Here is a 25,006-nt window from a genome sequence, read left to right as displayed (position 1 = left end):
CAGCCCAGCTGCAACTGCAAGACCCAGGCTGCGCCCACGGCCTGCCTCTGCGGACCGAACTGCAAGTGCGGCGATAGCTGCGCCTGCACCGCCTAAAGCGGCGCAGTCAAAAAAAAGAGGGCCGGTGTCGCCACCGGCCCTCGACTATTTCCGGATTACGGAAGCTGGCGCTTACTGGGCCGCCTTGGCGGCCGCGACGTCTTCCTGGGTGATCGGAACGATCTTGATTTCGACGCGGCGGTTGGCCGGCTGGTTGACGTTGTCGCCAGTCTGCACCTTCAGCTGGGTTTCGCCATAGCCGTACCAGCGGATGCGCGATGACGGCACGCCGCGGCTGATCAGGTAGTTGGCGACAGCGCGGGCGCGGTTTTCCGAAAGAACCTGGTTCGAAGCGGTCGATCCGACGGTGTCGGTGTGGCCGTAAACGTCGATCAGGCTGTTGGGATACTGCACCATCGAAGCGGCAACCTTGTCCAGCGTCGTCTGGAAGCTGGGCGAGATGGAATAGCTGCCGGTGGCGAAGGTCACACCATCGGGCAGGTTGACCAGAATGGCCTGACCACCATCGGTTTCGCTGACGTCGACGCCCGAACCGGCGGTCTGTTCCTTCAGTTCCTTGATCTGCTGATCCATCTTGTAGCCGACGACGCCGCCAGCCACGCCGCCGATGCCGGCGCCGATGATGCGGCCGGTCTTGCCGCCGATCAGGCCGCCCAGCAGGGCACCCGCGACAGCGCCGCCGATGCCGCCGATGGCGGTGCGTGATGCCTTCTTCTCACCCGTGTTGGGATCGGTGACGCAGGCCGAAGTGGCGAGCAGTGCCGAAGCGGCGAAACCGGATATAAGCCAGCGAGATTTCTTCATGATCGGGACCCTTCCCATTGTGCAGTTGTGGACAGACTAGTGCGAAAATCGTGGTTGACCAAGGATGAACACATTTCCCGGACAAGATTTACGTCTTCATGACCCACAACGCGCACGCTTCGCCTTTGTTCCGCTTTCTGCTAGCACAGCCCGGTGACAACCTTTCCCTGGACCGATGTTCTGATCATCGCAGGCCTGATCCTGCTCAACGGCATTTTCGCGATGAGCGAACTGGCGATCGTCTCTGCGCGTCCGGCCCGGCTGAAAATGGCGGCCGAACGCGGCAGCCGCGGTGCCCGCACCGCGCTGGCCCTGGCGGGCGATCCGGGCAAGCTGCTGTCGACCGCGCAGATCGGGATCACCCTGATCGGGATCATCGCCGGTGCCTATTCGGGGGCGAGCCTGGGCGGGCCGATCGGCCAGCGCTTGCAGGTGCTGGGCATTCCCGAGCGGTGGGCGCCCGAAGCCGGCTTCACCATCGCGATTGCCGCAACGACCTATTTCAGCCTGGTGGTCGGCGAGCTTGTCCCCAAACAGATCGCGCTGCGCGCGGCCGAGACGATCGCGATCATCGCCGCGCCGGCGATGAAGGGGCTGAGCCGCGCGACCGCCCCCTTGGTCTGGCTGCTCGACCGGTCATCCTCGTTGCTCCTGCGCCTGACCGGGCTGACTCACGGCGGCGAGCACACCCTGACCGCCGACGAGCTGCAGATGGTCTTTGCCGAAGCGACCCGGTCGGGCGTGATCGAGGAGGATGAGCGCCAGATCATGACCGGGATCATGCGGCTGGCCGACCGTCCGGTGCGCGAGGTGATGACGCCGCGCACCGAACTCGACACGATCGACCGCAAGGCCAGCGAGGACGAGATCCGCGCCGCGATCAAGGCCAGCCCGCATTCGCTGCTTCCAGTGGCCGATGGCTCGCCCGACAACATCGTCGGCGTGGTCAAGGTCAAGGACGTGCTCGCGGTCTTGCTGGCCGGCAAGCGGCTCCAGCTCGGCCGGCTGATCAAGAAGGCCGAGATCGTCCCCGACCAGCTCGACGCGATGGACGCGCTGCGCATGTTGCAGCAGTCGGGCGTGTCGATGGCATTGGTCCATGACGAATATGGCCACCTGGAAGGCGTGGTGACCCCGGCCGACCTGCTCAGCGCCATCGTCGGCAATTTTGCCAGCCACCAGGATGAAGGCGATTCGCCGCTATTGGTCGAGCGCGAGGATGGCAGCCTGCTGGTCTCGGGCGCGCTCCCCGCCGATGCCCTGGCCGACCGGCTGGGCATCGACCTGCCCGAAACCCGCGACTATGCGACGGCGGCGGGCTTTGTCCTGTCGGTGATGAAACGCCTGCCCAGCGAGGGCGAGCATTTTGTCGAACAGGACTGGCGCTTTGAAGTGGTCGACATGGACGGGCGCAAGATCGACAAGCTGCTGGTCTGCGAATGCCGCAAGACCCCGGCGCCGATCGACAGCGCGGACTGAAGGACGCAACGAAAAAGGGCCCGCCGCGGCGAGCCCCGTTTCAATTTCAACTGCCTGTCAGCTCAGCCGCCGACTGCGGCCTGGGCCTCGCGACCGTCGCCTTGGGGGGCACCGATGATGTCGCGGGTCACGCTGCCCTTGCTGACCGTGGCGGTATTGGGATCGCCAACGGTCGAACGGATCGAGGTGGCGGCAATGCCCGCCTTGTTGTCGACCGCGCTTTCCACCGCGCTGCGCGCCGAAGGCGGGCCGAACAGCGCGTCCTGCGCCTGCTGGGCGGTGCTGCCATCGACCGGGCGCGGCGCGCCGGGGGCGGGCGGGGTCAGCGAGAAGTCGGGCGGAATGACCAGCGGGGCCTGGCGCTGCACCGCGAATTCGTCCGGACGGGCGCGATTGAACAGCCCGCCGCCCCCGCAGGCCGAAAGCAGCAGCGAGGCGCCGGCAAGGCTCAAAAGGGCGATCGATTTGCGCATGGTCGTCAATTCTCCGTAGCGGTCAGCGCCGCGTCATCTGGGCGCTTTTCGCGCGAAAGGAAGGAACGGGCAAGGATAATCAGGACGCCCACGGTGATCGCCGCGTCGGCCAGGTTGAACACCAGAAACGGGCGCCAGTCACCGAAGTGAAGGTCGGCATAGTCGATCACGTGGCCGAACACCACGCGGTCGCGGATGTTGCCCAATGCCCCGCCCAGCACCAGGCCCAGCGGCACCACGTCGCCCAGCTTGCGCTCGCGCAGCAGCCAGACGAACACCACCAGTGCGATGGTGGCGGTCATCGCGACCAGCGCCCAGCGCATCGTATCGGTATTGGCGGTCAGCAGGCCGAGCGAGACGCCGTAGTTGGAAGTGCGGGTCAGGTTGAAGAACGGGGTGAGCACGATCTGCTGGCCGTCCTGGTCAAGCCCCAGCGGACCGGTCACCCAGCCCTTGAGCCCAAGGTCGAGCGCCAGCACCAGCGCGGCCAGCGCGAAGCCAAGGATGCGGTTGCGGGCGGGGGATGCGCTCATGCGCCGGCATCCATGTCCGCCACCACCTGATCGCAACGTGAACAAAGCGCGCCGTCCTCGGTCACTTCGGGCAAGTGCCGCCAGCAGCGGCCGCATTTGTGATGGGTGGTGCGGGTGACGATGAATGCAGCCTGCTCAGGAACGTCGCCGTTTGAATGATGCAGCGAATATGAACCTTGGGGTGCAAGTCCACTCTCGAAAGTGACTGACGAAACGATCAATATTTCGGCCAGATCGTTCTGCGCGATGGGCAGCTCGTCCTTCGCATTGCGGTAGACGGTGAACCCAACTTCGAGTGATGAGCCGACGATCTTCTCACGCCGCATTGGCTCTATCGCCTCGTTGACGTCAGAGCGAAGCCTCCGCAGATCTTCCCACCGTTCAATCAACCCGTCGCCCCGGACTTGATCCGGGGCTTGGCTGCCTTCTGCGACGCTCGAAGAAAAGCCTTGGCCCGTGTCAAGCACGGGCTGACGATCTAGGGTGGCGGAGGGAAGGATCGGCCACTCCAGCAAGTGCACGCTTCCCCCCTCAGGGAAGCGCGTCCCCCACACCTCTTCGCTGGTGAACACCAGCACCGGCGCGGCGTAGCGGACGAGAGCGTGGAACAGCGTGTCGAGCACCGTGCGGTAGGCCTTGCGCTTCGGGTCCGAAACCGCGTCGCAGTAGAGGCTATCCTTGCGGATATCGAAGAAGAAGGCCGAAAGGTCCTCGTTGCAGAAGTCGGTCAGCGCGCGGACATAGGTGTTGAAATCGAAGCTATCGACCGCCGCGCGCAGCGTCGCATCGAGCCGGGCCAGCAGCGCCAGCACATAGCGTTCCAGCTCGGGCATCGCCGCCACGTCAACGCGCTCCGCCTCGCTGAAGCCATCCAATGCGCCGAGCAGATAGCGGAAGGTGTTGCGCAACTTGCGGTACTGGTCGGACACGCCTTTCAGGATCTCGTCGCCGATGCGGTGATCCTCGGTGAAATCGACCGACAGCGCCCACAGCCGGATGATGTCCGCGCCATAGGTTTCCATGACCTTGATCGGGTCGATGGTGTTGCCCAGCGACTTCGACATCTTCAGGCCCTTGGCATCCATGGTGAAGCCGTGAGTCAGGATCCGGTCATAGGGCGCGCGGCCGCGGGTGGCGCAGCTTTCCAGCAGGCTCGACTGGAACCAGCCGCGATGCTGGTCGCTGCCTTCGACATAGATGTCGGCCGGCCATGACAGGTCGGGCCAGCGCCCGCTGTCGAGCACATAGGCGTGGCTGGTGCCCGAATCGAACCAAACGTCGAGAATGTCGGGCACGGCTTCCCACTCGTCGGGGTTGTAGCCATCGCCGAGGAAGCCGTGGGCGGTTTCAGGGGTCCAGGCGTCGATGCCCTGCTCCTTCACCGCCGCGACGATCCGCGCGTTGACCGCTTCGTCGACCAGGTATTCGCCGCTCTTGCGATTGACGAACAGCGTGATCGGCACCCCCCAGGCGCGCTGGCGGCTGAGCACCCAGTCGGGGCGGCCCGCGACCATCGAACCGATGCGGTTGCGGCCCTTGTCGGGAGTGAACTGGACGCGCTCGATCTCAGCCAGCGCGATCTCGCGCAGCGTCGGCGAACCGGCGCGCGCTTCCTCGTCGATCGTCGCGTCGCCGCCTTCGCCTTCCCAGCGCTGCTCGGCACCGGACAGCGCGGGCAGGTGCGCCAGCGGCTGGTCCATCGGCACGAACCACTGCGGGGTGCAGCGGTAGATCACCTTGGCCTTGGAGCGCCACGAGTGCGGGTAGCTGTGCTTGTAGTCGGCGCTGGCCGCGAGCAAGCCGCCCGCTTCGCGCAGGTCAACACAGATCGGCCCGTCGGGGGCGTTGAACTTGGGGTTGATGACCGAGCCTTGCCCGCCCAGCCACGGCCAGTCCTCACGGTACTTGCCGTCGCCCTCGACCGCGAACTTGGGACCCAGCCCGTGCGCCTTGCACAGCTCGAAATCGTCCTCGCCGTGATCGGGCGCCATGTGGACCAGGCCCGTGCCGCTGTCGGTGGTGACGAAGTCGCCCGGGAGCAGCGGCCGCGGCTCGGCGAAGAACCCGCCGAGGTGGTGCATCGGGTGGCGGGCGATCGTTCCGGCTAGGTCGGAGCCTTTGATCTTGAAACTATGATCGATCAAAAGAGCGTTTGTATCATTCGCGACACGCTTGATGAATTCGTGCTGGAGCGGCTCAGCTACAACGTAATAGCGGTGCCCGGACTCTTCGTTGTCCAGCGGATCGTTTCCGAGCGCTGCACTAAATACAATGTACTCAACCTCCGGCCCATAGGCCAGAGCCTGGTTGACCGGGATCGTCCACGGCGTGGTGGTCCAGATCACCGCGTGTGCGCCGACCAGTTCGGGGATCGGGCTCTCGACAATCTCGAACGCCACGTCGATCTGGGTCGAGGTGATGTCCTCGTACTCGACCTCGGCCTCGGCCAGCGCGGTCTTTTCGACCGGGGACCACATTACCGGCTTGGCCCCGCGGTAGAGCTGGCCGCTGGTGGCGAACTTCAAGAGTTCGGCCACGATCGTCGCCTCGCTTTCGGGCTGCATGGTCAGGTAGGGATTGTCCCAGTCGGCCATCACGCCCAGCCGCTTCAATTGCCCGCGCTGCACGTCGACCCAGTGCTGGGCATAGGCGCGGCATTCGGCGCGGAACTCGAGCAGCGGGATCGCATCCTTGTCGAGCTTCTTCTTGCGGTACTGCTCCTCGACCTTCCATTCGATCGGCAAGCCATGGCAATCCCACCCCGGCACATAGGGCGCGTTCTTGCCCAAAAGGTTCTGGGTGCGGCAGACCATGTCCTTGATCGTGTGGTTGAGCGCGTGGCCGATGTGCATGTCGCCGTTCGCATAGGGAGGGCCGTCATGGTACATGAAGGTCTCGCGCCCGCGCCGCGCATCGCGCAGCTGCTCATACAGCTTCTCGGCCTCCCAGCGCGCGGCAATGATCGGCTCCTTGGCGGGGAGGCCGGCCTTCATCGGGAACTCTGTCTTCGGCAGGAAGACGGTGTCTCTATAGTCGCGCTGCTCTGTCATAAGTGCCGCGCCTTAGCGGGCAAGGTCCGCCAACGCTAGTCCCGCGCCTTCCTGCGTGCATCGAGCGCCTTGACGAGTTCGGCCTCTTCCACCGGGTTGCGTTTGTTCAGCGCCGGGCGCAGCGCCGGGCCGACGGCATGGATATCGTCGACCCAGACATAGCCGTTGAATCCCACCGGGATGTCGCCAATCTGTTCGGGCAGATCCAGTCCCATCGGCTTGTGCGCACCGGTCGGGCCGATCAGCAGCACGTGCGCATGGGCCGCCTCCATCCGCGCAATCAGCCGATTGGGCCAGCCGGCGAACAGGAATTGCCGGTTGAGCGGGATCGCGATGGTACCGTTGCGGCACGCGGCGGGCATCATCCCCAGCCAGCCCTGGGCGAGGTAGGAGCGGGTGCAGGCTTCGACAGCCTCGTCGCTATAGGCCCAGGCTCCAGGCCAAGCCGTGCGGATTGGCGCAAGCGTGGCTTCGGGCCCCGAAAACCCGTCGCGGCGCGCGATGGGATCGCGGCCCGCCGCCTTGAGCGCGGCGACCAGCCGCTCGCCCAGAGCAGGATTCGTGCCGCGCAGGTTGTAAAGCAGGGGGGTCTGCGGTGCGGCCGCCAGGGCCTCGTCCAGCGTCGGGATCAGGCCCTTGCCCGTGCCGCGCAGCGGAAAGGTCTTGCCCCCGTCGGCGCTGTAGCCATAGCCCGCGTCGAGCGCCTTGAGCTGGGCCAGTGTCGCACCGGCCAGCTTGCCGGCACCATCGGTGCGGCAGCCAAGGTCGTCATCGTGAAACAGCACCAGGTGCCCATCGGCGCTTTGCGCCACGTCGATCTCGATCATCTGTGCGCCAAGCCGCTGCGCCTGGTACAGCGCGGGCGCGGTATTCTCGATGAAAGGGGTTACCGGCGGCTCGATCAGGGTGGCGGTGCAGGTGGCCGCGCCGGAATTGGCGCGACCAAATTGCTGCATCACGCCGCGATGAGCCAGCAGCTTGGGCATGCCGCGCGGGCTGGGGGCAAGCCAGCTGGCATTGAAGATGGTCAGGGCCAGGAAGGCGATCGCCAAGCCCAGCGCCAGGTGTCTGACCCAGCGCTTCACCCCAGCAGTTCCCGCGCCTGCCCGCAGTCCGCCTCGATCTGCGCGGTCAGCGAGTCGAGGCTGTCGAACTTCGCCTCGGGGCGGAGGAAGTGGTGCAGCGCCACCTCGATCTCCTGCCCGTAGAGGTCGCCGGAAAAATCGAAGAAGTGCGGCTCGAGCAGTTCCTTGGGCGGTTCGAACTGCGGGCGCACGCCCAGGTTGGCCGCGCCGCGCAGCACGGTGCCATCGGCCAGGTGCCCGGTCACAGCATAGACCCCGAAGCGCGGGCGCAGGTAGTTGTCGAGGCTGAGGTTGGCGGTGGGATAGCCGATCACCCGGCCCAGCTTGTCGCCGTGCTGGACGGTTCCGCGCACCGCGAAGGGGCGGGTCAGCAGGCGCGCTGCGGTCTCGCAATCCCCGACCTGCAGCGCCTCGCGGATGCGGCTGGAGGAGACGACCTCGCCAGAATCGCTGACCGGGCCGACCGCGCGCGCGGCAATGCCGTGGTCTGCGCCAAGATCGCGCAGCACTTGGACATTGCCGCCGCGGCCCTTGCCAAAGGTGAAGTCCTCGCCGGTGACTACGCCTGCCGCGCCGAGCCGCTCACCCAGCAGCGTGACCACGAAATCCTGCGCGGTGGTCCCGGCGAGTTCGGCATTGAAGGCGAAGACCAGCATGGCATCGGCCCCGGCGGCGGCGAACAGCTCCTGCCGCTGATCGAGCGTGGTCAGGCGGAACGGGGGGGCAGCGGGCGCGAAGTGGCGCACCGGATGCGGATCGAAGGTCGCGACGATTGCCGGTCGGCCTTCGCGGTGGGCCCAGTCGATCGCTTCCCCTGCGACGGCCTGGTGGCCGAGGTGGAACCCGTCGAAATTGCCCAGCGCAAGGATCGCCCCGCGCAGCGCATCGGGCATGGGTTCGCGGGCGTCGAGGCGCGGGATGGTCATGGCGCGGCGGCGGCTACCGGTTTGAGCTGGGACAGCGGCACCAGACCCGCCCCGATAACCCGCAGGGCGTTGCCGCCCATCACCGCGCGGATCTCGTCAGGCGTGAAGCCCGCGTCCATAAGCGCCTGGGTAACCTGGACCAGCTGCGACGTATCGAAGCGTACCGTGGTCGCCCCGTCGTAATCGCTGCCCAGCGCGATCGTCTGCACCCCGACCAGGTCCTTGACGTGCTTCATCGCCTTGGCAACCGCGCGCGGATCGGTATCGCAGACCGCGCCTTCCCAGTAACCGATGCCGATCACCCCGCCGGTGCGGGCGACGCCCCGTATCTCGTCATCGGTCAGGTTGCGGTTGACCTTGCAGGTCGCCTGGACTCCGCCATGGCTGGAAACCACCGGGCGGCGCGCGGCGGCCAGGATGTCGGCAACGCAGGCGTGGCTGCAATGGGCAATGTCGACGATCATGCCCTTGTCTTCCATCTTGGCCATGACCTGCCGGCCGAGCGGGGTCAGCCCGCCCTTCCTGATGCCGTGCATCGATCCGGCCAGCTGGTTGTCGAAGAAATGCGCCATGCTCGCCATGCGGAACCCGGCGGCATAGAGTTTGTCTAGGTTTTCAGCCTTGCCCTCAAGGTCCTGCAGTCCTTCGATCGAGAGCATCGCGCCGACCGGGGCGCTCTTCCCGGTGCGCGCGGCAAGCAGCGCGTCGAGGCTGGCGTCGTCGGTCACCTTGGCCAGACCGCCGTGCGAACCCGCCACCGCCCGGTCGAGCTTGGTCGCATGCCACAGCGAACGCTGGAGCAGCGATCCCCAGGTCCGCACCGGCTGCAACTGCGCGATCACCAGCGGGGTGATGTTGTCGGTCGCGTCGGAATTGCCATCATAGTTCTGCCCGCGCGGGGTCTTGGTCACGCTGGAAAAGACCTGCAGCGCGACGTTGCCGGCCTGCAGCCGGGCCAGATCCTCATGCCCGCGCGGAGTCGTGCCCAGCAGGTCGCGCTTCCACATCAGCGTATCGGAATGAAGGTCGACGATCTGCAGCGTGGCGTGGAGCGCTTTGGCCTCGGCGCTGACCGGGATCGGCGGCTTGCCATCGACCTTGTTCATGCTGGCTTCGAGATAGCCCGGGGCCACGCCGAAAAAGCCGATTGCGGCCACGGCCATCACCACCAGCGGAATCCACACTCTCTTGCGCATCGTCATTGTCCCTCCCGGTCAGGCGGAGGGTTTACGCAGCAGCGTGACGAAATCAAACCCCGGCGATTTCCCTTCGGCGGGATGGGCTTCGCGCGCGACTTCGTGCCAAGCGCTGCGGTCGAACGCCGGAAAGTGCGTATCGCCGTCCGGGGCGGCGTGGATTTCGGTCCATTCGATCCGCTGGGCCAGCGGCAGGAACAGCGCGTAGATCTCGGCCCCGCCGACCACGGCAACGTGCGAGGAATTGGCCACCACCAGCGCCTCTTCCGGTGAGCGGACCACTTCCGCGCCATCTTCGGCCCAGTGCGGATCGCGGGTCAGGACAATGTGGCGCCGCCCCGGCAGCAGCCCGGGCAACGATTCGAAGGTCTTGCGGCCCATCACCATGGGCTTGCCGGTGGTCAGCCCCTTGAAGTGCCGCAGGTCGAGCGGAAGATGCCAGGGCATGGTTCCGGCATTGCCGATAACGCCGTTGTCCGCGACCGCGACGACCAGAAACACCTCACCGCGTTTCACCAGCCCAGCCTTGTCACGTGGCCCATCTTGCGCCCGGGGCGCGCGGCCGCCTTGCCGTAGAGGTGGAGGTGATTGGCCGGATCGGCGAGGATCTTGTCCCAGTCCTCGGCCGCGTCGCCGATCACGTTGCGCATCTCGACATGGGGCGCGGCCAGCCGGGTATCACCCAGCGGCAGTCCGCAGATCGCGCGCACGTGGTTCTCGAACTGGCTGGTCAGTGCGCCTTCGACGGTCCAGTGCCCCGAATTGTGCACCCGCGGGGCCATCTCGTTGAACACCGGTCCTGCTTCGGTGGCGAAGAACTCCAGCGTCAGCACCCCGACATAGTCCAGCGCATCTGCCACCCTTTGCGCCAGCGCACGCGCCGCGGGGACCTGGGCCTGGACTGCTTCGCTGGCCGGCACCACCGAGCGCGCCAGGATGCCGCCATCATGGGTGTTTTCCGCGCTGTCCCAGAACACCGTCGTGCCATCGCTCCCGCGGCACAGGATCACAGAGAACTCGGCAAAGAAGCGGACGAAGCCTTCATAGATCAGCGGCTCGCCGCTCAGCGCAACGCCTTCGGCCTCGTGATCGGCCATGATCCGCCACTGGCCCTTGCCGTCGTACCCCTCGCGCCGGGTCTTCAGGATTCCGGGCGAGCCGATTTCGGTCAGCGCCTGCTGCAGATCCTCTGCGGTATCGACCAGATGCCAGGGCGCTGTCGTGCCGCCCAGGTCGGCGACGAACCGCTTCTCGTTCAAACGGTCCTGAGCCACTTCCAGCGCCCGCGCACTAGGCAGCAGCTGCACCCCGCCCAGCGCCTTCAGCGGGGCAACCGGCACATTCTCGAACTCGTAGGTGATCACTGCGCAATCGCCGGCAAACTCGGCCATGGCGGCGGTGTCGTCCCAGTCGGCGCGGGTCCACTGCGCGCAAACTTCGGCGGCGATCGCCTCGGCTTCGGGGGCATAGACGTGGCAGCGATAGCCCAGCCGCGCCGCCGCCATGGCCAGCATCCGGCCCAGCTGTCCGCCGCCCAGAATTCCGATAGTCTCGCCAGGAGGAATCATAATCGCGGCATCACCTCACGCCGGCCTTTCCGCGACACCGTCGGTCTGCGCCGCGCGGTAGGACTTGAGCCGCTGCGTCAGCGCCGGATCGTTCGTCGCCAGGATCGCCGCGGCAAGCAGACCGGCGTTCGTGGCCCCGGCCTCGCCAATGGCCAGCGTACCGACCGGGATCCCGGCAGGCATCTGCACAATCGACAGCAAGCTGTCCTGCCCGCTCAGCGCCTTGGATTGCACCGGCACGCCCAGCACGGGGAGATGGGTCATGCTGGCCACCATGCCCGGCAAATGCGCCGCGCCGCCGGCCCCGGCGATGATCACCTTGAACCCGGCATCGGCTGCACCTTCGGCAAATCTGACCAGGCGTTGCGGGGTGCGGTGGGCCGAAACGATCCGCGTGTCATGCGCCACGCCCAGTTTGTCGAGCATGTCGGCGGCACATTTCATCGTCGCCCAGTCCGACTGGCTGCCCATGATGATCGCGACGGGAACGGCACCGGAACCTGCCATCTCAGCGCTCCGCCAGATAGTAGCGGTCGACCGCGTTCAGCGCATCGTCCAGTTCGTACACGATCGGCTGGCCGGTCGGGATCTCGAGCCCGGTGATGTCGGCATCGGAAATGCCCGACAGGTGCTTGACCAGCGCGCGCAGCGAATTGCCGTGAGCGGCAATGATTACCGTTTCCCCGGCCTGCAACTGCGGCGCGATCGCGCTGTCGTAATAGGGCAGGACCCGGGCGATCGTGTCCTTGAGGCTTTCGGTATCGGGGATCGCGATCCCGGCATAACGCGGGTCGGCCTTGAGATCGAACGTGCTGCCCGCTTCCTGCGGCGGGGGCGGAATGTCGAAGCTGCGCCGCCAGATCTTGACCTGGTCCTCGCCGTGTTTCGCCGCGGTCTCGGCCTTGTCGAGCCCGGTCAGCCCGCCATAGTGGCGCTCGTTCAGCCGCCAGTCCTTGGTTTCCGGAATCCACAGCCGCCCTGCCGCTTCCAGCGCGAAATGCAGCGTGCGGATCGCACGGGTCTGAAAGCTGGTGAAAGCCACGCTGGGCAGAAGGCCCTTGGCCCCCAGCAATGCGCCCGCGGCGCGCGCCTCGTCCTCGCCCTTGGCGGTCAGGTCGACATCCCACCAGCCGGTGAAGCGGTTCTCCAGGTTCCACTGGCTCTGGCCATGACGGACCAGGATTAGCTTAGGCAAGGTCTTGGCTCCCCGTTTCGGACGACTGGCACCTAGCGAGTCGATTCGTCTTTGGGAAGCGCGGGATCGGCCAATTCACGCGCCTGTTCCTTGCGGCGGCGCAAGTTCTCGCGCAGCTTGGCGGCCAGCCGTTCTTCGCGGCTCAAGGCGGGGGTCTCTTCACGCATCGGCAATTTCTTGGCGCTATCAGGGTTCGGCTTGACAAAGCAAGGGGCCGCAGCCAATAGCGCGCCCCTGCCCGGGCGGTCCCAAGCGCTTGACTTGGACGCGGCCCCGGCACCTTCGGAATGGTGTGCTGCTGTAGCTCAGTGGTAGAGCGCATCCTTGGTAAGGCTGAGGTCGGGAGTTCAATCCTCCCCAGCAGCACCATTCCGGCCGCAGATTTCTGCGGAATTGGCGGAAAATCAGGGCTTTTTGACGGCTGACTGTTACATCTGTAACGGAGGCCACCATGTGTACGCACCTCGATAAGACCGGCTCAACATACTACTTCCGACGCCCCGTCCCGAAGGACCTTATCGGGCATTTTCTGACCGCCACAGGGCAGCCGCGCACTGAATGGAAGTTCAGCCTGCGGACCAAGGACCGTGAAGAGGCCAAGCGGCTCCTGCGGCCCCATGTGGCTGACACAGACAAAATAATCGACGAAGCGCGGTCCGCGATCCGGACGGCCCCTGCGGTCTCCACGGCACGGGAGCGGGAAGAACAGGCCGCACAAGCCGCATTGGCAGCCGAGAGCGCAGCAAGGCAGGAAGCCCGGTCGGAACTGCGAACGCTATGGCGCAAGCGGAAGGCGACCAGCACGGCCTTGCTCACGCCCGAACAGGCGGCGGCTGTTGACCTCATCAACGAGCAGGGAGCGGAGATAGAGGAACTGCGCCGGGCCAAGGCCGTCATGGAGGCGGGCAATGAACGGCTGGGCATAATTGGGGAGACGTCAAGGCGCAGCGGGTCAGCCTTGAGCCTGTTGGCGTTGTATGAGCGTTATGCGGCAACTGGCACGGCCAACCCGAAAACCGTGGCCAAGTGGCGGGCGCGGGTTGCGGACCTCGTGACCTACCTTGGCCATGACGATGCCAGCAAGGTGTCGCGGGCGGACCTCAATCGCTGGGTTGAGGCATTGATCGCCAAAGGCCTTGCGAAGAAAACGGTTACGGCTGGGTATCTCCCGGCGATCCGTGTGACCTTCGCTGTTGCCTATGATGACGGGGCGATCCCAACCAACCCGGCCAGCGCAATCAAGGTCAAGGCTCCCAAGACAGTTAAGTTGCGCGAGCGTGACCTAACCGACGATGAGACGCAGACCATATTGCTAGCCGCTCTGGGGCCGCAGCCGGATAGGTTGTCACCGGAGCACGCGCTTGCCCGGCGCTGGGTGCCTTGGCTCTGTGCCTACACCGGGGCGCGGGTGGGCGAGATAACCCAACTACGGGCCAAGGACATTCGGCAAGAGCAAGGTATCTGGGTTGTCCATATCACGCCCGATGCCGGATCGGTCAAAACGTACGAAGCTCGGTCCGTGCCACTGCATCCCCACTTGATTGAACAGGGCGTCACGGCCCTAGCCAAAGCGGGGAACACATCACCGCTATTCTACAGACAGGGGGCGGGCAATGGAGTGAACCCGGCGTCGGCAATCCGTGCCGCCGATCTGGCGAAGTGGGTTCGCACGCTGGGGATTACCGCACCCGCGCCAAACCACGGTTGGCGGCATCGCTGGAAAAGCGTTTCCCGAGCCGTTGGCATTCCGGCGGAGATTGCCGACCGTATCCAAGGCCATGCCCCCAGCAACGAGGGTGGGAAATATGGTGTCACTTCCCTCTCCGCACTGCGGGATGCGATCCACCTCGTTCCTCGGATTGAGGCCGATGAGGAAAGCGCCCTCACCTAGGCGCGTTCGGTAAATCCAATCGTGGCGCGAACGGCAGCTACCCGCTATTTTTGTTGTGAAGCTGACGTTCCGGACACGACGACATTGCGGACGCTCAGATGTCTTGCGGCTGCGGAGCATTTGGCCCGGAAAAGGCAAGGGCATCCTCGCCAGCTCGTTCGCGAACGTTGGGTAAATTCACGTAGCCTTTTAATCGATCGATGAAACAAATGCGCCCGTTGTGTGTTTGCTCACCGAGCGGAGAACCATGAAGTTATGTCGGCCTTGCTGCCAATCCTTGTCGTTGAAGACGAGCCACTGATTCGGATGGAGCTAGTGGCGATGTTGCTTGAGGGCGGCTTCACTGTCGAGGAGTGCAGTGACGGTGACGATGCAATCGCCCAGATCGACAAGGCGTCCGACCTCCAGGGCCTGATCACCGACATCAAGCTGGGCAACGGACCCGACGGCTGGGCTGTCGCACATCACGCTCGGCGTAAGTTTCCCAACCTGCCGGTGGTTTATGTAACCGGTGACAGCGCCGGCGATTGGACCGCAGAGGGCGTTCCCAATAGCCTAATCCTGAAGAAGCCTTACGCCGAAGCGCAATTGATGACTGCAATCGCAAGCCTGTTGAATGAGGCTATGCCGCAGCGTTCGCAAGAAAGCCCGACAACCGATTGAATGCGAGGTCCTCAGCGATCAATGCTATGATCGAAGCGTTCTGCGAGTCTTAGACGGCGCGACAAGCAACCGGGTATGGCTTTCGCTGTGCGAGTCTCCGGTCTCCGAAGGCTACGGCCATGGAATTTTTTACGCGCTTTGATCCTGAAAGCTCCAGCAGCCTGGGAATGGCACTGGTCGTTTCGTCAGCTACCCCGCTGCTGCTGCTCGACGAGCAGTTTGTTGTCCGGGCCGCGAGCGAGACGTTTTACCGCACTTTCGATCTGCATATCGATGCCGTGGTCGGAACGTCGCTGTTTGCGCTAGGCGAAGGTGAATGGAACAAGCCCCAGCTGCGCACCTTGCTTGAAGCAACCGCCAACGGGCGCGCTGCGATCGATGCTTATGAGTTCGAACTGAAGCAGGCAGACAAGCCGGATCGGGCCTTGATCCTGACCGCCCATGCGCTCGACCACGTCGATAACGATGCAATGCGGCTGGTTCTCGCCATTTTGGACAACACGGCGATGCGCGATGCCCAGAATGCGGTTCGCGTCCAGGCTCAAAAGAACGATGCGCTGGTTCAAGAGAAGCAGGTCCTGCTGCAGGAACTGAATCACCGCGTCGCCAACAGCCTGCAGATCATTGCCAGCATCCTGATGCAGCGCGTCAAGATAGTGCAATCGGAAGAAGCCCGCACACACCTGCGTGAGGCGCATAACCGGGTGATGTCGATTGCCACCCTGCAGCGACTGCTGGCCTCGAACGCGACCGGTGCAGTTGCCTTGAAACACTACCTGAACGATTTATGCGCAAGCATTGGCGCGTCGATGATTGCCGATCCAGGCAGACTTACCCTGAAGGTTACCGCAGACGACAGCGTCATGAGCCCGGACCAGTCGGTAAGTGTCGGGCTGATCGTGACCGAACTGGCGATCAATGCACTCAAGCATGCATTCCCTGATGCGGCGCAGCAGCAGTGTCACATCGATGTGGTCTTCGCCAGCACAGGATCGGGCTGGGTTTTGACTGTATCCGACAATGGCTGCGGCCTGCCGGACAATCATGCTGACGCCAAACCCGGTCTGGGGACCGGGATCGTCAACGCGCTGGCTGCGCAATTGTCGGCTACCATAGTTGTCACCGACAACGGACCAGGGACCAAAGTGACGGTCTCACACGTTGCGACCATCGTTCAGCCAGCTCCTACCGAAGTGGTCTGAGAGTCCGCTAACCCGACATTCCCGCCGATCCGGCCTTTCCGGAAACGACAACATTGCGGACATTAGGTGTCGCTGGCAAAAAGTGAGAATGAACAGCGAGGAAACCTCATGGACGCTGTGCGCCTGAAACGTGCTCGACGCCGCATGCGGGCATACTTTCTCGGTAGCGGCGTCATACTGGCATTCCTGTATTTAATCGGCGCAGCCTTTCTCATCCACATCTTCGGCGTTGAAATGACGCGCTACTGGTCCACCGTTATGGTGGCCGCTGGAGTGATGCTTGGTGGCACGTACGGCATAGTCTTGTTCGCTTCACTGGCCATCCACATCATCCGGCGACTAGTGACTGGCCGGCCCGTAATGGAACCGGATGACTAAGTCACAGTCCGCTAGCCCCGACATTCCCGCCAATTAGTGCGCCGAGGTCACTAAGCGATAGCGGACGACAATCTTGTCTGTAGCCAGCTCGGGCGGTTTGGCGTGACGACGACTATCCGTGATCGACTAACCGCCAGTTTCGTTTTGGCGATCACTGCCCTGCGACGGTGTGTAGCCCATAGGTCCCCAACCGGGCATTTCACGCCCCGTGGGCAAGGCTTCACCTCTCGGCGGGGGTGAACGCTGCGGTCGCTCCTCGCGCGGCCTGTAGCGGCTCCTCGGGACTGCCAAGGCTAGGGCAGCGGCGTGAGCCTTCTCAAGCTCTGCGAGCCGCTTTGGAGCGTTCTGGAGGCGCGCCAGGAGGGCGTTGTCAGCGCGAGCTTCGTCAAGCTGGCGGGCAATTTCGGTTACGTTCATGGGATTGTTTCCTGTGGTTAGGAGCCGAACCACGCGCAGTGCCTCTGCGGCGGGCGTGGAGCGGCAAGAATGGGTTGGGGGTGTAGCCTGCGCGAGCACGGCGGCGCGCGTCAGGAGCCTGATTTCAGGCCGTTGAGTGCGGCTGTGATTAGGAGGGTGGCAGGCGGGGGATTGCGTTGTCCGAAAACTCAAGAGGGTCCGGACCGTCACCGCGCGCGACGGCGTGATCACGGGAAAACGCTGCGGCAATCGAGGCAATGCGCTCTGACAAGCTCGGCTGTGCATCCGCCACGGTTTCTCCGGGAGAACTCTCGACAGGGGGCTTGGGCTGATCCTGTCGGTGACCACCTGCCACGGTTTCTCCGGGAGAATTGGCCGCGTCCAGATCGCCCGCCACGGTTTCTCCCTCTCCTTTACAAGTAAAGGGAGCGGGGCTGTTGCAGTCGCCGTTTTTCAGCAAGCCACACTGACCCAGGAAGTCCGTTAGCAAGTCCAACCTAAGCTGAGCTTCTCCGCCGTCACGGTAGAACCTGACGGACCTGTGGCCGTGGCGCTCGATGATGCGGAATGACTTGCCGTTGACCCACTCAGATTGGCAGTCGAAAGTGGAGCGGTGCTGAAGTCATCCATCCTAAGGAGCACACGTACAGTTATTGAGGCGCGGTCTGATAGGAGGGCCGATGACAAGTCATCGAGAATAGACTTTGCATTTTTGGATCGAGACGATGGCTTCGTGGTCCAGATAATCCATTCTGGATCAATAAACGAGCTGAGTGTCGAAGGGACAGTAAAGGGTATGCCAAGCGGTGCTACAGTTGTGCATGCCAAAAGCCGAATGTTGCATCAGCTATTTACACCTACTAAAAAAAATAAGAAGTCTAATACTCCGCTTATTTTCGTCTTGCTTTTCGGATTGGCGCTTTGTTTAGCAACTTTACTTCCTGCGATAAGTGATCCTCTGATAAAGACAATAAATCACTGTGGAGACGTCACTAAGACTGCAAGGTGGGCATTTTTCGTTACCGGACTAATGTATGCAGCTTTGCCCGCTCAAATACTTTGGTCGGAGAGGCGACGTTATCCGGCGGCACTGGCTCAGCCGGATAACTTGGGGGGCGTCGGCGATCCAAGTGCAGATCGAAGCGAGGGCCACACCGGCCCAGCGGAATAGTCCGTCCCGACACTTGCCGAAACTATTACATCCGCCTATGACAACCGGGACAGCGACCCGAAAAAAGTCGTGATTTTACAAATGGTTTAGCCGCCGGGGTGCCAGTTCAATCCTCCCCAGCAGCACCATTCCGCAAACCGGCATCCTCGTTCATTGATAGGCGGCGGGTTGCTCTGTGTGCAGCAGATGCCTTTTGGCGCGCGCGCCGTCCACGGTCAGGTTCATCCAGGCGATGACCAGGCCAAGACCGATGAAGGCGTAGAAGACATAGCGCATGGATCTGCTTTCTCCGGCTTCGGATTGCTGTGGCCGATGATTGTGCCCTGGTTTGGTTAAGCGGCGGTGCGGGCAAAGGCTTACCGGTTCAGAGGCATTTCTTAAGCAGTATCGCGCCGCACCTGCGCCCGCAGCGCTGCCCATTCGGGATGGCGGCGGAACGCGGCCGCGACATAGGAACAGGCCGGATCGATCCGGAAACCAAGCGTGCGGGCGTCGTCGACCAGCGCCGCGACCAGCTCTGCTGCCACCCTGCGTCCGCCGATCTCCGCCGGAACCAGGGTGTGTTCGGCAATGCGGACATCGCCGCGCTGGACCCAGGTGAGGCGGCCAATCGCCGTTTCTCCGGCAATGTGGGCATGGTATTCCCCGGCGTTGTGGCTGCCGTGGCGGGTAATGGTGACCGCGCTCATCGCTGTGCTCCTGCTTGACGCGGCACGTGCCGCCCAGCAAGGCTAGATGGCGATGCAGTTTCTTTCCGACAATGCCGCCAGTGTCCATCCCAGGGTGTGGGAAGCGATGCGTGCCGCCGATGCGCCCGACGCGCCCTATGACAACGATGCCTTGTCGCGCAGTCTGGACGAAAGGTTCGGTGATCTGTTCGGCCGCCCGGCCCACGTTGTCTGGGCTGCCACCGGAACCGCCGCGAACTGCCTGGCGCTGGCCACCATGGTCCCGCCCCACGGCGGGGTGATCTGCCACCGCGAGGCCCATATCGAAACCGACGAATGCGGCGCGCCCGGGTTCTACACCCACGGGGCCAAGCTGATCCTGGCCGGAGGGGCCGGAGCCAAACTGACCCCGCACAGCGTCGGCGCGGCGCTCGCGGCGATTCGCGGCGACGTGCACCAGGTCCAGGCCCACGCCCTGTCGCTGACCCAGGTGAGCGAATACGGGCTGGCCTATTCGCCCGCAGAGATCGCGGCGCTTGTCGAACTGGCCCGCGCCAGCGGCCTTGCGCTTCACGTGGACGGCGCGCGCTTCGCCAATGCCGTCGCTTTCCTCGGCTGCAGCCCGGCGGCGGCCTGCGGCATGGTCGATGCGCTCAGCTTCGGCTGCGTCAAGAACGGCGCGATGAACGCCGAGGCGATCGTCTTTTTCGGCGCGGCAGAAGCCGATCTGGCCCGGTTGCGGCGCAAGCGCGCGGGCCACCTGCAGTCCAAGGGGCGGTTCCTGGCGGCGCAGATCCTCGCCATGCTCGAAGGCGATCTGTGGCTGGCCAATGCCCGCGCCGCCAATGCCGCCGCGCAGCACATCGGCGGCGCTGCGGCGGGGCGGCTGCTCCATCCGGTCGAGGCCAACGAGGTATTCCTGATTTCGACCGCGGCAGAGCGCCAGGCGCTGCGCGACCAGGGCTTCACCTTCTACGACTGGGGCAGCGATGCCGCGCGCCTGATCGCGTCGTGGAACAGCAATCCGGATCATGTGGAGGCTTTGGCCAGGGCCATCGCAGCCCTGTGAGCCAGGCGACCCGGGTTACGCCGCGTGCCCTTGCGGCCTTTCTGCTGATCACGCTGATCTGGGGCTCGACCTGGCTGGTGATCAAGGACCAGGTCGGCGCGCTTCCTCCGGCCTGGGCGGTGACCTACCGCTTTGTCCTGGCCGCGGCGGGAATGTTTGCGCTGGCCGCGCTGCGCCGTGAGCCGCTCGGGCTGCCGCTCCCGGCGCTGGGCTTTGCCACGCTGCTCGGGCTGTTCCAGTTCTTCGGCAATTTCCAGCTGGTCTACCGCGCCGAACAGCACATCACCTCGGGGCTGGTGGCGGTGATTTTCGCGCTGCTGCTGGTGCCCAATACCCTGCTCGGGCGGATCTTCGTCGGCACCCGGGTCAGCGCTCGCTTCGTTGCCGGATCGCTGGTCGCGATTGCCGGGATCGTGCTGCTGATGCTCCACGAATATCGCGCCGGGCCGAACGGCGGCGCAGCGGTGCTGAGCGGGATCGCCCTGACCGGCCTGGCGGTGCTCAGCGCCTCGACCTCGAACGTGATGCAGGCGGCGCAGATCGCGCGGCGCAGCAGCACGGTGGTGCTGATCGCCTGGGCGATGCTGCTGGGGGCGCTGGCTGACGCGACCTTTGCATGGATCACCGCGGGTCCACCGCCGTTCGATCTGGGTACGCGCCAGCTGCTGGGCATCGCCTATCTGGCGATCATGGGTTCGGTGGTGACCTTCCCGCTCTACTTCGCGCTGATCCGCGATTGGGGGCCGGGCCCGGCGGCCTATTCCAGCGTGCTGATCCCGGTGGTGGCGATGGGCCTGTCGACGCTGTTCGAGGGCTATCAGTGGTCGGCGCTGGCCGCGGGCGGGGCAGCACTTGCGCTGGCCGGGCTGGTGATCGCGCTGTCGCCGCCCAGGCAGGCGCGTAGTCCTTCGCGGTAGGTCGGATAGCGCGGCTCCCAGCCGAGCACGCGCCTGGCCTTGCCGTTGGCGACGCGGCGGTTCTCGGCATAGAAGGCGCGGGCCATGGGCGACAGGTTCGCCTCTTCCAGCGAATGCAATGGCGGCGGCGCGACGCCGAGCAGGCGGCACGCCTCCTCGATCACGGCATTCTGACTGCACGGCAGGTCATCGGCCAGGTTGTAGGCCCCCGGCGGCGCATCGATCGCCAGCAGTGCGCCGCTGACGATGTCGTCGACATGGACCCGGCTGAACACCTGATCGGGCAGGGCGATGCGCTGCGCCGTGCCGGCCCTGACGCGGTCCAGCGCCGAGCGGTCCGGACCATAGATCCCCGGCAGGCGCAGCACCCGCGCGCCGCGCGCCAGCCATTCGCCGTCGGCCTCGGCCCGCGCGGTGCGGCGCCCCGTGCCGACGGCCGCGCTCTCATCGACCCAGGCACCCGCAGCATCGCCATAGACCCCGGTGGAAGAGAGATAGACAAGGGCCTTTCCCGCCAGGGCGTCCCAATAGGTATCAAGCACGGGATCGCCGCCCGCGCCGTCCGGCGGGACGGATGACAGCACGTGATCGGCATCGGCCAGGGCAAGGCGGACATTGCCGCTATCGTCGAAGCGCAAGGTTCCTGCGCGTCCGGTCGAGACTACTTCGCAGCCTTTTGTCGTCAGGGCGGCGGCAATGCGGCTGGCGCTGTAACCCAGCCCGAAGATGAAAATGCGTCGCATCGCCGTGTTCATAGTCCGCGGCGCTGGCAATCGAAAGCGTAGCCACTAAGTTGGCACGATGGACATCGCCAGCAGACCCGCCGACCCCGTCACCAACCCCGAAGCGGCCGACGCCGCCACGCCGCCGCAGGCTCCGGCGACGATCCGGCGCGAAGATTACCAGCCGCCGGCCTGGCTGGTCCCTGAAACCGCGCTGCACTTTACTCTGGGGCTTGACCGGACCCAGGTGCGCAGCGCGCTGCAGGTCCGCCGCAATCCGGCCGGCGACGGCAGCGAGACCCTGCGCCTTAACGGTGACGGCTTGGTTCCGGCAGGCGTGTGGATCGACGGCGAAGAGACCGCCGAATGGACCATCGATGGCAGCGACCTGTTGCTGACGCTGCCCGGTGACGCGCATGAAATCGGCATCGCGACCGACATCGCACCCAGCGCCAATACCCAGCTGATGGGGCTCTATGCCTCGAACGGGATGCTCTGTACCCAGTGCGAGGCCGAAGGCTTCCGCCGGATCACTTTCTTCCCGGATCGGCCCGACGTGCTGTCGGTCTATTCGGTGCGGATGGCGGGCGACAAGGCCGCGTTCCCGGTGCTGCTGTCGAACGGCAATTGCACCGCGTCGGGCGACAATGCCGACGGCACGCATTGGGCCGAATGGCACGATCCCTGGCCCAAGCCGAGCTACCTGTTCGCGTTGGTCGCGGGCGATCTGGTGGCGAATCACGACAGCTTCACCACGATGAGCGGGCGCCAGGTCGATCTCAACATCTGGGTCCGCGACGGCGATCAGGACCGCACCCACCATGCGATGCAGGCGCTCAAGGATTCGATGAAGTGGGACGAGGAAGTGTTCGGCCGCGAATACGACCTTGACCTGTTCAACATCGTCGCGGTCGCCGATTTCAACATGGGGGCGATGGAGAACAAGGGGCTCAACGTCTTCAACACCCGATATATCCTCGCCGATCCCGATACGGCAACCGACATGGATTACGACGGGATCGAGGGGGTGGTCGCGCACGAATATTTCCACAACTGGTCGGGCAACCGCGTTACCTGCCGCGACTGGTTCCAGCTGAGCCTCAAGGAAGGCTTCACCGTGCTGCGCGACCAGCTGTTCAGCCAGGACATGGGCAGCGCCGCGGTCAAGCGGATCGAAGACGTTCGGGTGCTGCGCGCGGCGCAATTCCCCGAGGATTCGGGCCCGCTGGCCCATCCGATCCGGCCCGACAGCTATCAGGAGATCAGCAACTTCTACACCGCCACAGTCTACAACAAGGGCGCCGAAGTGATCCGCATGATGCGAACCATGGTCGGGGCCGAGCGCTTCCGCAAAGCCACCGATCTCTACTTCGATCGCCACGACGGTCAGGCGGCGACCTGCGAGGACTTCGTCAAGGCGATCGAGGATGGCGCGGGCGCCGATCTCGGCCAGTTCCGGCTGTGGTATGCGCAGGCCGGTACCCCGCGGGTCGAGGCGCGGCTGTCCCATGCCGACGGCGTCGCGACGCTGACGCTGCGCCAGACGGTGCCGCCGACGCCCGGTCAGGCCGACAAGCAGGCGATGGTCATCCCGCTGCGTCTTGCCCTGTTCGACCGGTCCACCGGTCAGCACCGCGGCGAAGAGCTGGTCATTCTGCACGAACCTCAAGCAGAGTTCAGCTTTGCCGGATTCGCCACACGTCCGGTGCTATCGCTTAACCGCGGCTTTTCTGCGCCCGTCGCGATCGATGCCGACCAGTCGAACGCCGATCTGGTGTTCCTGGCGGCGCACGATGACGATCCCTTCGCCCGGTATGAGGCGATGCAGCAGCTGGTGGTCCAGCACCTGATCGCGCTGGTCAGCGGCGGCACACTGTGCGCGGCCGACCGTGATGCCGGTCGCGAGGCGATCGGCCAGGCGCTGGCCGCGGTCATCGACGATCCCGCGCTGGACGACCTGATGCGCGGCGAGCTGATGATCCTGCCGGGCGAGACCTATCTGGGCGAGCAACTGCTGGTCGCCGATCCCGCCGTGATCCATGCCGAGCGCGAGGGATTGAAGGCCTGGCTCGGCGCGCAGCTGAAGGACCGGCTGGTTGCCTTGCACCACCGCGCCAGCAGCGTGCCCTACAGCCTTGCGGCCGCGGCGCGCGGGGCGCGCAAGATCAAGACCCAGGCGCTGGTCTATCTGGCGGCAGGCGTGCCGGATGTGGCGGCGCAGCTTGCCGCGCAGCAGTTCGACGATGCCGACAACATGACCGACCGCCAGGGTGCGCTGATGGTCCTGGCCGGGCTCGACACCCCGCTGCGCGAGGTAAAGCTGGCGGCCTTCCACCAGCGTTATGCCGGCAATGCCCTGGTGATCGACAAGTGGTTTTCGCTTCAGGCGGGATCGCTTCATCCGCGGGTGGTCGATCACGTCAGGGCGCTCAGCCAGCACCCCGACTTCACGCTGAGCAATCCCAACCGGGTCCGCGCGCTCTACATGGCATTCACCGCGCCCCATGCTTTCCACGCCGATGGCGGGGTAGGCTACCGGATGATTGCCGACCTGATCCTGGCGCTCGATCCGATCAACCCGCAGACTGCGGCGCGCTTCGTTGCGTCGCTGGGCCGGTGGCGGCGGATCGAGCCGGTGCGATCGGCCTTGATGCGCGCCGAACTGGAACGGATCGCCGCCGCCCCGGGACTGTCCAAGGACACCTTCGAACAGGTCAGCAAGAGCCTTGGCTGAGCCGGTCGAGGTCTTCCGCGCCGCGCTGCTGGACGGCGTGGCGCACGGCTTCCTCGGCCGTCGCGGCGGGGTGTCGCAGGGGTTGGTTGCCGGACTCAACGCCGGGCTTGGTGCGGGCGATGACGATGCGGCGGTAACCTCTAACCGCGCTCTCGCGGTGGAGGCGGTCTGTCCCGGCGCGCAGCTGGTGACAGTCTATCAGGTCCATTCAGCCGATTGCGTCACCGCGCTGCAGCCCTGGCCCCAGGCGAACCGCCCGCAGGCCGACGCGCTGGTCACCGACCGGCCCGGGCTGGTGCTGGGCGTGGTCACGGCGGACTGCGCCCCGGTGCTGCTTGCCGATCGGGCGGCGGGCGTGGTCGGCGCGGCTCATGCCGGATGGAAAGGCGCGATCGGCGGGGTCACCGACAGCACGATTACCGCGATGGAAGCGCTGGGAGCGCAGCGCGAGCGAATCGTTGCGGCGATCGGCCCGTGCATCGCCCAGGCCAGCTATGAGGTCGACGACACTTTCCGCCAGCGTTTCTGCCAGGCCGCGCCCGGGAACGAACGGTTTTTCGCCGCCGGACGCGCCGGGCACTGGCACTTCGATCTGGAAGGCTACGTCGCCGCGCGGCTCGACGACGCGGAAATCGGCGGGGTCGAACGGCTCGGCCGCGATACCTATCCCGATGCCGAGCGCTTCTTCTCGTTTCGCCGGGCCACCCACCGCGGCGAACCATCCTATGGCCGACAGATCTCCTTGATCGGGCTGTAATCCCTGCCCCGCGCTGCCCCTTCGGGCAGTGCAACAGCCGGTGCGAAA

At 65.0% G+C, this 25,006-nt stretch carries 25 protein-coding genes and 1 tRNA gene; 11 read left to right on the top strand and 15 right to left on the bottom strand.

From position 1 onward, the window contains the following. Nucleotides 1-171: 171 nt before the first annotated feature. Complete coding sequence (locus ACFFF7_RS09955; RefSeq protein ID WP_379481200.1) at nt 172-864, bottom strand: YiaD family glycine zipper/OmpA-like lipoprotein; 693 nt, start codon at nt 862-864, stop codon at nt 172-174. Between the two features lie 153 nt (nt 865-1,017). Between ACFFF7_RS09955 and ACFFF7_RS09950 the strand changes: the two genes are divergently transcribed. Further along, entirely contained in the window at nt 1,018-2,343 is a 1,326-nt protein-coding gene (locus ACFFF7_RS09950; protein ID WP_379481199.1) for a hemolysin family protein, read from the top strand. 62 nt (nt 2,344-2,405) lie between these two features. Here ACFFF7_RS09950 and ACFFF7_RS09945 read toward each other — a convergent pair whose 3' ends face one another. From ACFFF7_RS09945 to ACFFF7_RS09895, 11 genes are read right to left on the bottom strand one after another with little or no spacing between them, the layout of a single operon-like run. Continuing rightward, complete coding sequence (locus ACFFF7_RS09945; protein ID WP_379481198.1) at nt 2,406-2,816, bottom strand: DUF3035 domain-containing protein; 411 nt, start codon at nt 2,814-2,816, stop codon at nt 2,406-2,408. Nucleotides 2,817-2,821: 5 nt separating this feature from the next. Next, complete coding sequence (gene lspA / locus ACFFF7_RS09940) at nt 2,822-3,349, bottom strand: signal peptidase II (protein ID WP_379481197.1); 528 nt, start codon at nt 3,347-3,349, stop codon at nt 2,822-2,824. Beyond that, nucleotides 3,346-6,399 carry an isoleucine--tRNA ligase gene (gene ileS, locus ACFFF7_RS09935; RefSeq protein ID WP_379481196.1) on the bottom strand — a complete coding sequence of 1,018 codons (3,054 nt, stop codon included), beginning with the start codon at nt 6,397-6,399 and terminating at the stop codon, nt 3,346-3,348. Before ileS ends, lspA begins: the two co-directional genes overlap by 4 nt. 35 nt (nt 6,400-6,434) lie before the next feature. Beyond that, nucleotides 6,435-7,484: a glycerophosphodiester phosphodiesterase family protein gene (locus ACFFF7_RS09930; RefSeq protein ID WP_379481195.1), complete on the bottom strand. Its 1,050-nt coding sequence runs from the start codon at nt 7,482-7,484 to the stop codon at nt 6,435-6,437. Continuing rightward, a complete protein-coding gene (locus ACFFF7_RS09925) occupies nt 7,481-8,404 on the bottom strand; it encodes a bifunctional riboflavin kinase/FAD synthetase (RefSeq protein ID WP_379481842.1) in 924 nt (307 codons plus the stop codon). The genes ACFFF7_RS09930 and ACFFF7_RS09925 overlap by 4 nt, the downstream gene beginning before the upstream one ends. Before the next feature lie 2 nt (nt 8,405-8,406). After that, a complete protein-coding gene (locus ACFFF7_RS09920) occupies nt 8,407-9,606 on the bottom strand; it encodes a dipeptidase (RefSeq protein ID WP_379481841.1) in 1,200 nt (399 codons plus the stop codon). A gap of 18 nt (nt 9,607-9,624) precedes the next feature. Beyond that, a complete protein-coding gene (locus ACFFF7_RS09915) occupies nt 9,625-10,125 on the bottom strand; it encodes a dihydrofolate reductase (RefSeq protein WP_379481840.1) in 501 nt (166 codons plus the stop codon). Further along, nucleotides 10,119-11,174, bottom strand: coding sequence for a 5-(carboxyamino)imidazole ribonucleotide synthase (locus tag ACFFF7_RS09910; RefSeq protein WP_379481194.1), 1,056 nt, complete (start codon nt 11,172-11,174; stop codon nt 10,119-10,121). Before ACFFF7_RS09910 ends, ACFFF7_RS09915 begins: the two co-directional genes overlap by 7 nt. Before the next feature lie 15 nt (nt 11,175-11,189). After that, nucleotides 11,190-11,681 (bottom strand): 5-(carboxyamino)imidazole ribonucleotide mutase, encoded by a 492-nt coding sequence (gene purE / locus ACFFF7_RS09905; protein WP_379481193.1) that lies wholly within the window; start codon nt 11,679-11,681, stop codon nt 11,190-11,192. A 1-nt stretch (nt 11,682) separates the two neighbouring features. Continuing rightward, the gene (gene gpmA / locus ACFFF7_RS09900; RefSeq protein WP_379481192.1) at nt 11,683-12,369 is read right to left on the bottom strand and encodes a 2,3-diphosphoglycerate-dependent phosphoglycerate mutase; all 687 of its coding nucleotides are present in this window, start codon (nt 12,367-12,369) and stop codon (nt 11,683-11,685) included. A 32-nt stretch (nt 12,370-12,401) separates the two neighbouring features. Further along, the gene (locus tag ACFFF7_RS09895) at nt 12,402-12,536 is read right to left on the bottom strand and encodes a hypothetical protein (protein WP_379481191.1); all 135 of its coding nucleotides are present in this window, start codon (nt 12,534-12,536) and stop codon (nt 12,402-12,404) included. A gap of 127 nt (nt 12,537-12,663) precedes the next feature. Here ACFFF7_RS09895 and ACFFF7_RS09890 point away from each other — a divergent pair. From ACFFF7_RS09890 to ACFFF7_RS09865, 6 genes are all read left to right on the top strand, one after another. After that, nucleotides 12,664-12,738: transfer RNA gene (locus tag ACFFF7_RS09890), tRNA-Thr, on the top strand. A gap of 82 nt (nt 12,739-12,820) precedes the next feature. Further along, complete coding sequence (locus ACFFF7_RS09885) at nt 12,821-14,260, top strand: DUF6538 domain-containing protein (protein WP_379481190.1); 1,440 nt, start codon at nt 12,821-12,823, stop codon at nt 14,258-14,260. A 255-nt stretch (nt 14,261-14,515) separates the two neighbouring features. After that, nucleotides 14,516-14,923, top strand: a complete 408-nt coding sequence (locus ACFFF7_RS09880) for a response regulator (protein ID WP_379481189.1) — start codon at nt 14,516-14,518, stop codon at nt 14,921-14,923. 119 nt (nt 14,924-15,042) lie between these two features. After that, on the top strand, nt 15,043-16,125 hold the full coding sequence (locus ACFFF7_RS09875) for a sensor histidine kinase (RefSeq protein ID WP_379481188.1): 1,083 nt from the start codon (nt 15,043-15,045) through the stop codon (nt 16,123-16,125). Nucleotides 16,126-16,233: 108 nt separating this feature from the next. Beyond that, the gene (locus ACFFF7_RS09870; RefSeq protein ID WP_379481187.1) at nt 16,234-16,503 is read left to right on the top strand and encodes a hypothetical protein; all 270 of its coding nucleotides are present in this window, start codon (nt 16,234-16,236) and stop codon (nt 16,501-16,503) included. A 306-nt stretch (nt 16,504-16,809) separates the two neighbouring features. Next, nucleotides 16,810-16,941, top strand: a complete 132-nt coding sequence (locus ACFFF7_RS09865) for a hypothetical protein (RefSeq protein WP_379481186.1) — start codon at nt 16,810-16,812, stop codon at nt 16,939-16,941. Between the two features lie 1,300 nt (nt 16,942-18,241). On the opposite strand, the gene ACFFF7_RS09860 is transcribed toward ACFFF7_RS09865, so the two are convergent. Together ACFFF7_RS09860 and ACFFF7_RS09855 are read right to left on the bottom strand one after the other, a co-directional pair. Continuing rightward, nucleotides 18,242-18,367: a hypothetical protein gene (locus ACFFF7_RS09860; RefSeq protein ID WP_379481185.1), complete on the bottom strand. Its 126-nt coding sequence runs from the start codon at nt 18,365-18,367 to the stop codon at nt 18,242-18,244. 101 nt (nt 18,368-18,468) lie between these two features. Continuing rightward, nucleotides 18,469-18,780 carry a GNAT family N-acetyltransferase gene (locus ACFFF7_RS09855; RefSeq protein WP_379481184.1) on the bottom strand — a complete coding sequence of 104 codons (312 nt, stop codon included), beginning with the start codon at nt 18,778-18,780 and terminating at the stop codon, nt 18,469-18,471. Between the two features lie 52 nt (nt 18,781-18,832). On the opposite strand from ACFFF7_RS09855, the gene ACFFF7_RS09850 reads away from it, so the two are divergent. Then, nucleotides 18,833-19,828: a threonine aldolase family protein gene (locus ACFFF7_RS09850; RefSeq protein ID WP_379481839.1), complete on the top strand. Its 996-nt coding sequence runs from the start codon at nt 18,833-18,835 to the stop codon at nt 19,826-19,828. Then, nucleotides 19,825-20,745 (top strand): DMT family transporter, encoded by a 921-nt coding sequence (locus ACFFF7_RS09845; protein WP_379481183.1) that lies wholly within the window; start codon nt 19,825-19,827, stop codon nt 20,743-20,745. Before ACFFF7_RS09850 ends, ACFFF7_RS09845 begins: the two co-directional genes overlap by 4 nt. On the opposite strand, the gene ACFFF7_RS09840 is transcribed toward ACFFF7_RS09845, so the two are convergent. Then, complete coding sequence (locus ACFFF7_RS09840) at nt 20,646-21,488, bottom strand: Rossmann-fold NAD(P)-binding domain-containing protein (protein ID WP_379481182.1); 843 nt, start codon at nt 21,486-21,488, stop codon at nt 20,646-20,648. The two genes, ACFFF7_RS09845 and ACFFF7_RS09840, sit on opposite strands and share 100 nt — an antisense overlap. 58 nt (nt 21,489-21,546) lie before the next feature. Between ACFFF7_RS09840 and pepN the strand changes: the two genes are divergently transcribed. Next, a complete protein-coding gene (pepN, locus tag ACFFF7_RS09835; RefSeq protein WP_379481181.1) occupies nt 21,547-24,201 on the top strand; it encodes an aminopeptidase N in 2,655 nt (884 codons plus the stop codon). Next, complete coding sequence (pgeF, locus tag ACFFF7_RS09830; protein WP_379481180.1) at nt 24,194-24,958, top strand: peptidoglycan editing factor PgeF; 765 nt, start codon at nt 24,194-24,196, stop codon at nt 24,956-24,958. The genes pepN and pgeF overlap by 8 nt, the downstream gene beginning before the upstream one ends. Nucleotides 24,959-25,006 lie beyond the last annotated feature (48 nt).

The sequence above is a fragment of the Novosphingobium aquiterrae genome (assembly GCF_042434435.1).
In the GTDB taxonomy this organism is placed as follows: domain Bacteria; phylum Pseudomonadota; class Alphaproteobacteria; order Sphingomonadales; family Sphingomonadaceae; genus Novosphingobium; species Novosphingobium aquiterrae.
The sequence above is the reverse complement of the archived record's forward strand: the minus strand, read 5'-3'. Positions and strand labels throughout refer to the sequence as shown.

What these genes read in the sequence shown, in the direction of transcription:
- ACFFF7_RS09840 (WP_379481182.1), bottom strand. Translation starts at nt 21,488, where the DNA reads ATGCGACGCATTTTCATCTTCGGGCTGGGTTACAGCGCCAGCCGCATT.
- ACFFF7_RS09870 (WP_379481187.1), top strand. Translation starts at nt 16,234, where the DNA reads ATGGACGCTGTGCGCCTGAAACGTGCTCGACGCCGCATGCGGGCATAC.
- ileS (WP_379481196.1), bottom strand. Translation starts at nt 6,399, where the DNA reads ATGACAGAGCAGCGCGACTATAGAGACACCGTCTTCCTGCCGAAGACA.
- ACFFF7_RS09895 (WP_379481191.1), bottom strand. Translation starts at nt 12,536, where the DNA reads ATGCGTGAAGAGACCCCCGCCTTGAGCCGCGAAGAACGGCTGGCCGCC.
- ACFFF7_RS09885 (WP_379481190.1), top strand. Translation starts at nt 12,821, where the DNA reads ATGTGTACGCACCTCGATAAGACCGGCTCAACATACTACTTCCGACGC.
- ACFFF7_RS09850 (WP_379481839.1), top strand. Translation starts at nt 18,833, where the DNA reads ATGCAGTTTCTTTCCGACAATGCCGCCAGTGTCCATCCCAGGGTGTGG.
- ACFFF7_RS09920 (WP_379481841.1), bottom strand. Translation starts at nt 9,606, where the DNA reads ATGCGCAAGAGAGTGTGGATTCCGCTGGTGGTGATGGCCGTGGCCGCA.
- ACFFF7_RS09880 (WP_379481189.1), top strand. Translation starts at nt 14,516, where the DNA reads ATGTCGGCCTTGCTGCCAATCCTTGTCGTTGAAGACGAGCCACTGATT.
- ACFFF7_RS09955 (WP_379481200.1), bottom strand. Translation starts at nt 864, where the DNA reads ATGAAGAAATCTCGCTGGCTTATATCCGGTTTCGCCGCTTCGGCACTG.
- ACFFF7_RS09910 (WP_379481194.1), bottom strand. Translation starts at nt 11,174, where the DNA reads ATGATTCCTCCTGGCGAGACTATCGGAATTCTGGGCGGCGGACAGCTG.
- ACFFF7_RS09855 (WP_379481184.1), bottom strand. Translation starts at nt 18,780, where the DNA reads ATGAGCGCGGTCACCATTACCCGCCACGGCAGCCACAACGCCGGGGAA.
- lspA (WP_379481197.1), bottom strand. Translation starts at nt 3,349, where the DNA reads ATGAGCGCATCCCCCGCCCGCAACCGCATCCTTGGCTTCGCGCTGGCC.
- pepN (WP_379481181.1), top strand. Translation starts at nt 21,547, where the DNA reads ATGGACATCGCCAGCAGACCCGCCGACCCCGTCACCAACCCCGAAGCG.
- ACFFF7_RS09860 (WP_379481185.1), bottom strand. Translation starts at nt 18,367, where the DNA reads ATGCGCTATGTCTTCTACGCCTTCATCGGTCTTGGCCTGGTCATCGCC.
- ACFFF7_RS09875 (WP_379481188.1), top strand. Translation starts at nt 15,043, where the DNA reads ATGGAATTTTTTACGCGCTTTGATCCTGAAAGCTCCAGCAGCCTGGGA.
- purE (WP_379481193.1), bottom strand. Translation starts at nt 11,681, where the DNA reads ATGGCAGGTTCCGGTGCCGTTCCCGTCGCGATCATCATGGGCAGCCAG.
- ACFFF7_RS09945 (WP_379481198.1), bottom strand. Translation starts at nt 2,816, where the DNA reads ATGCGCAAATCGATCGCCCTTTTGAGCCTTGCCGGCGCCTCGCTGCTG.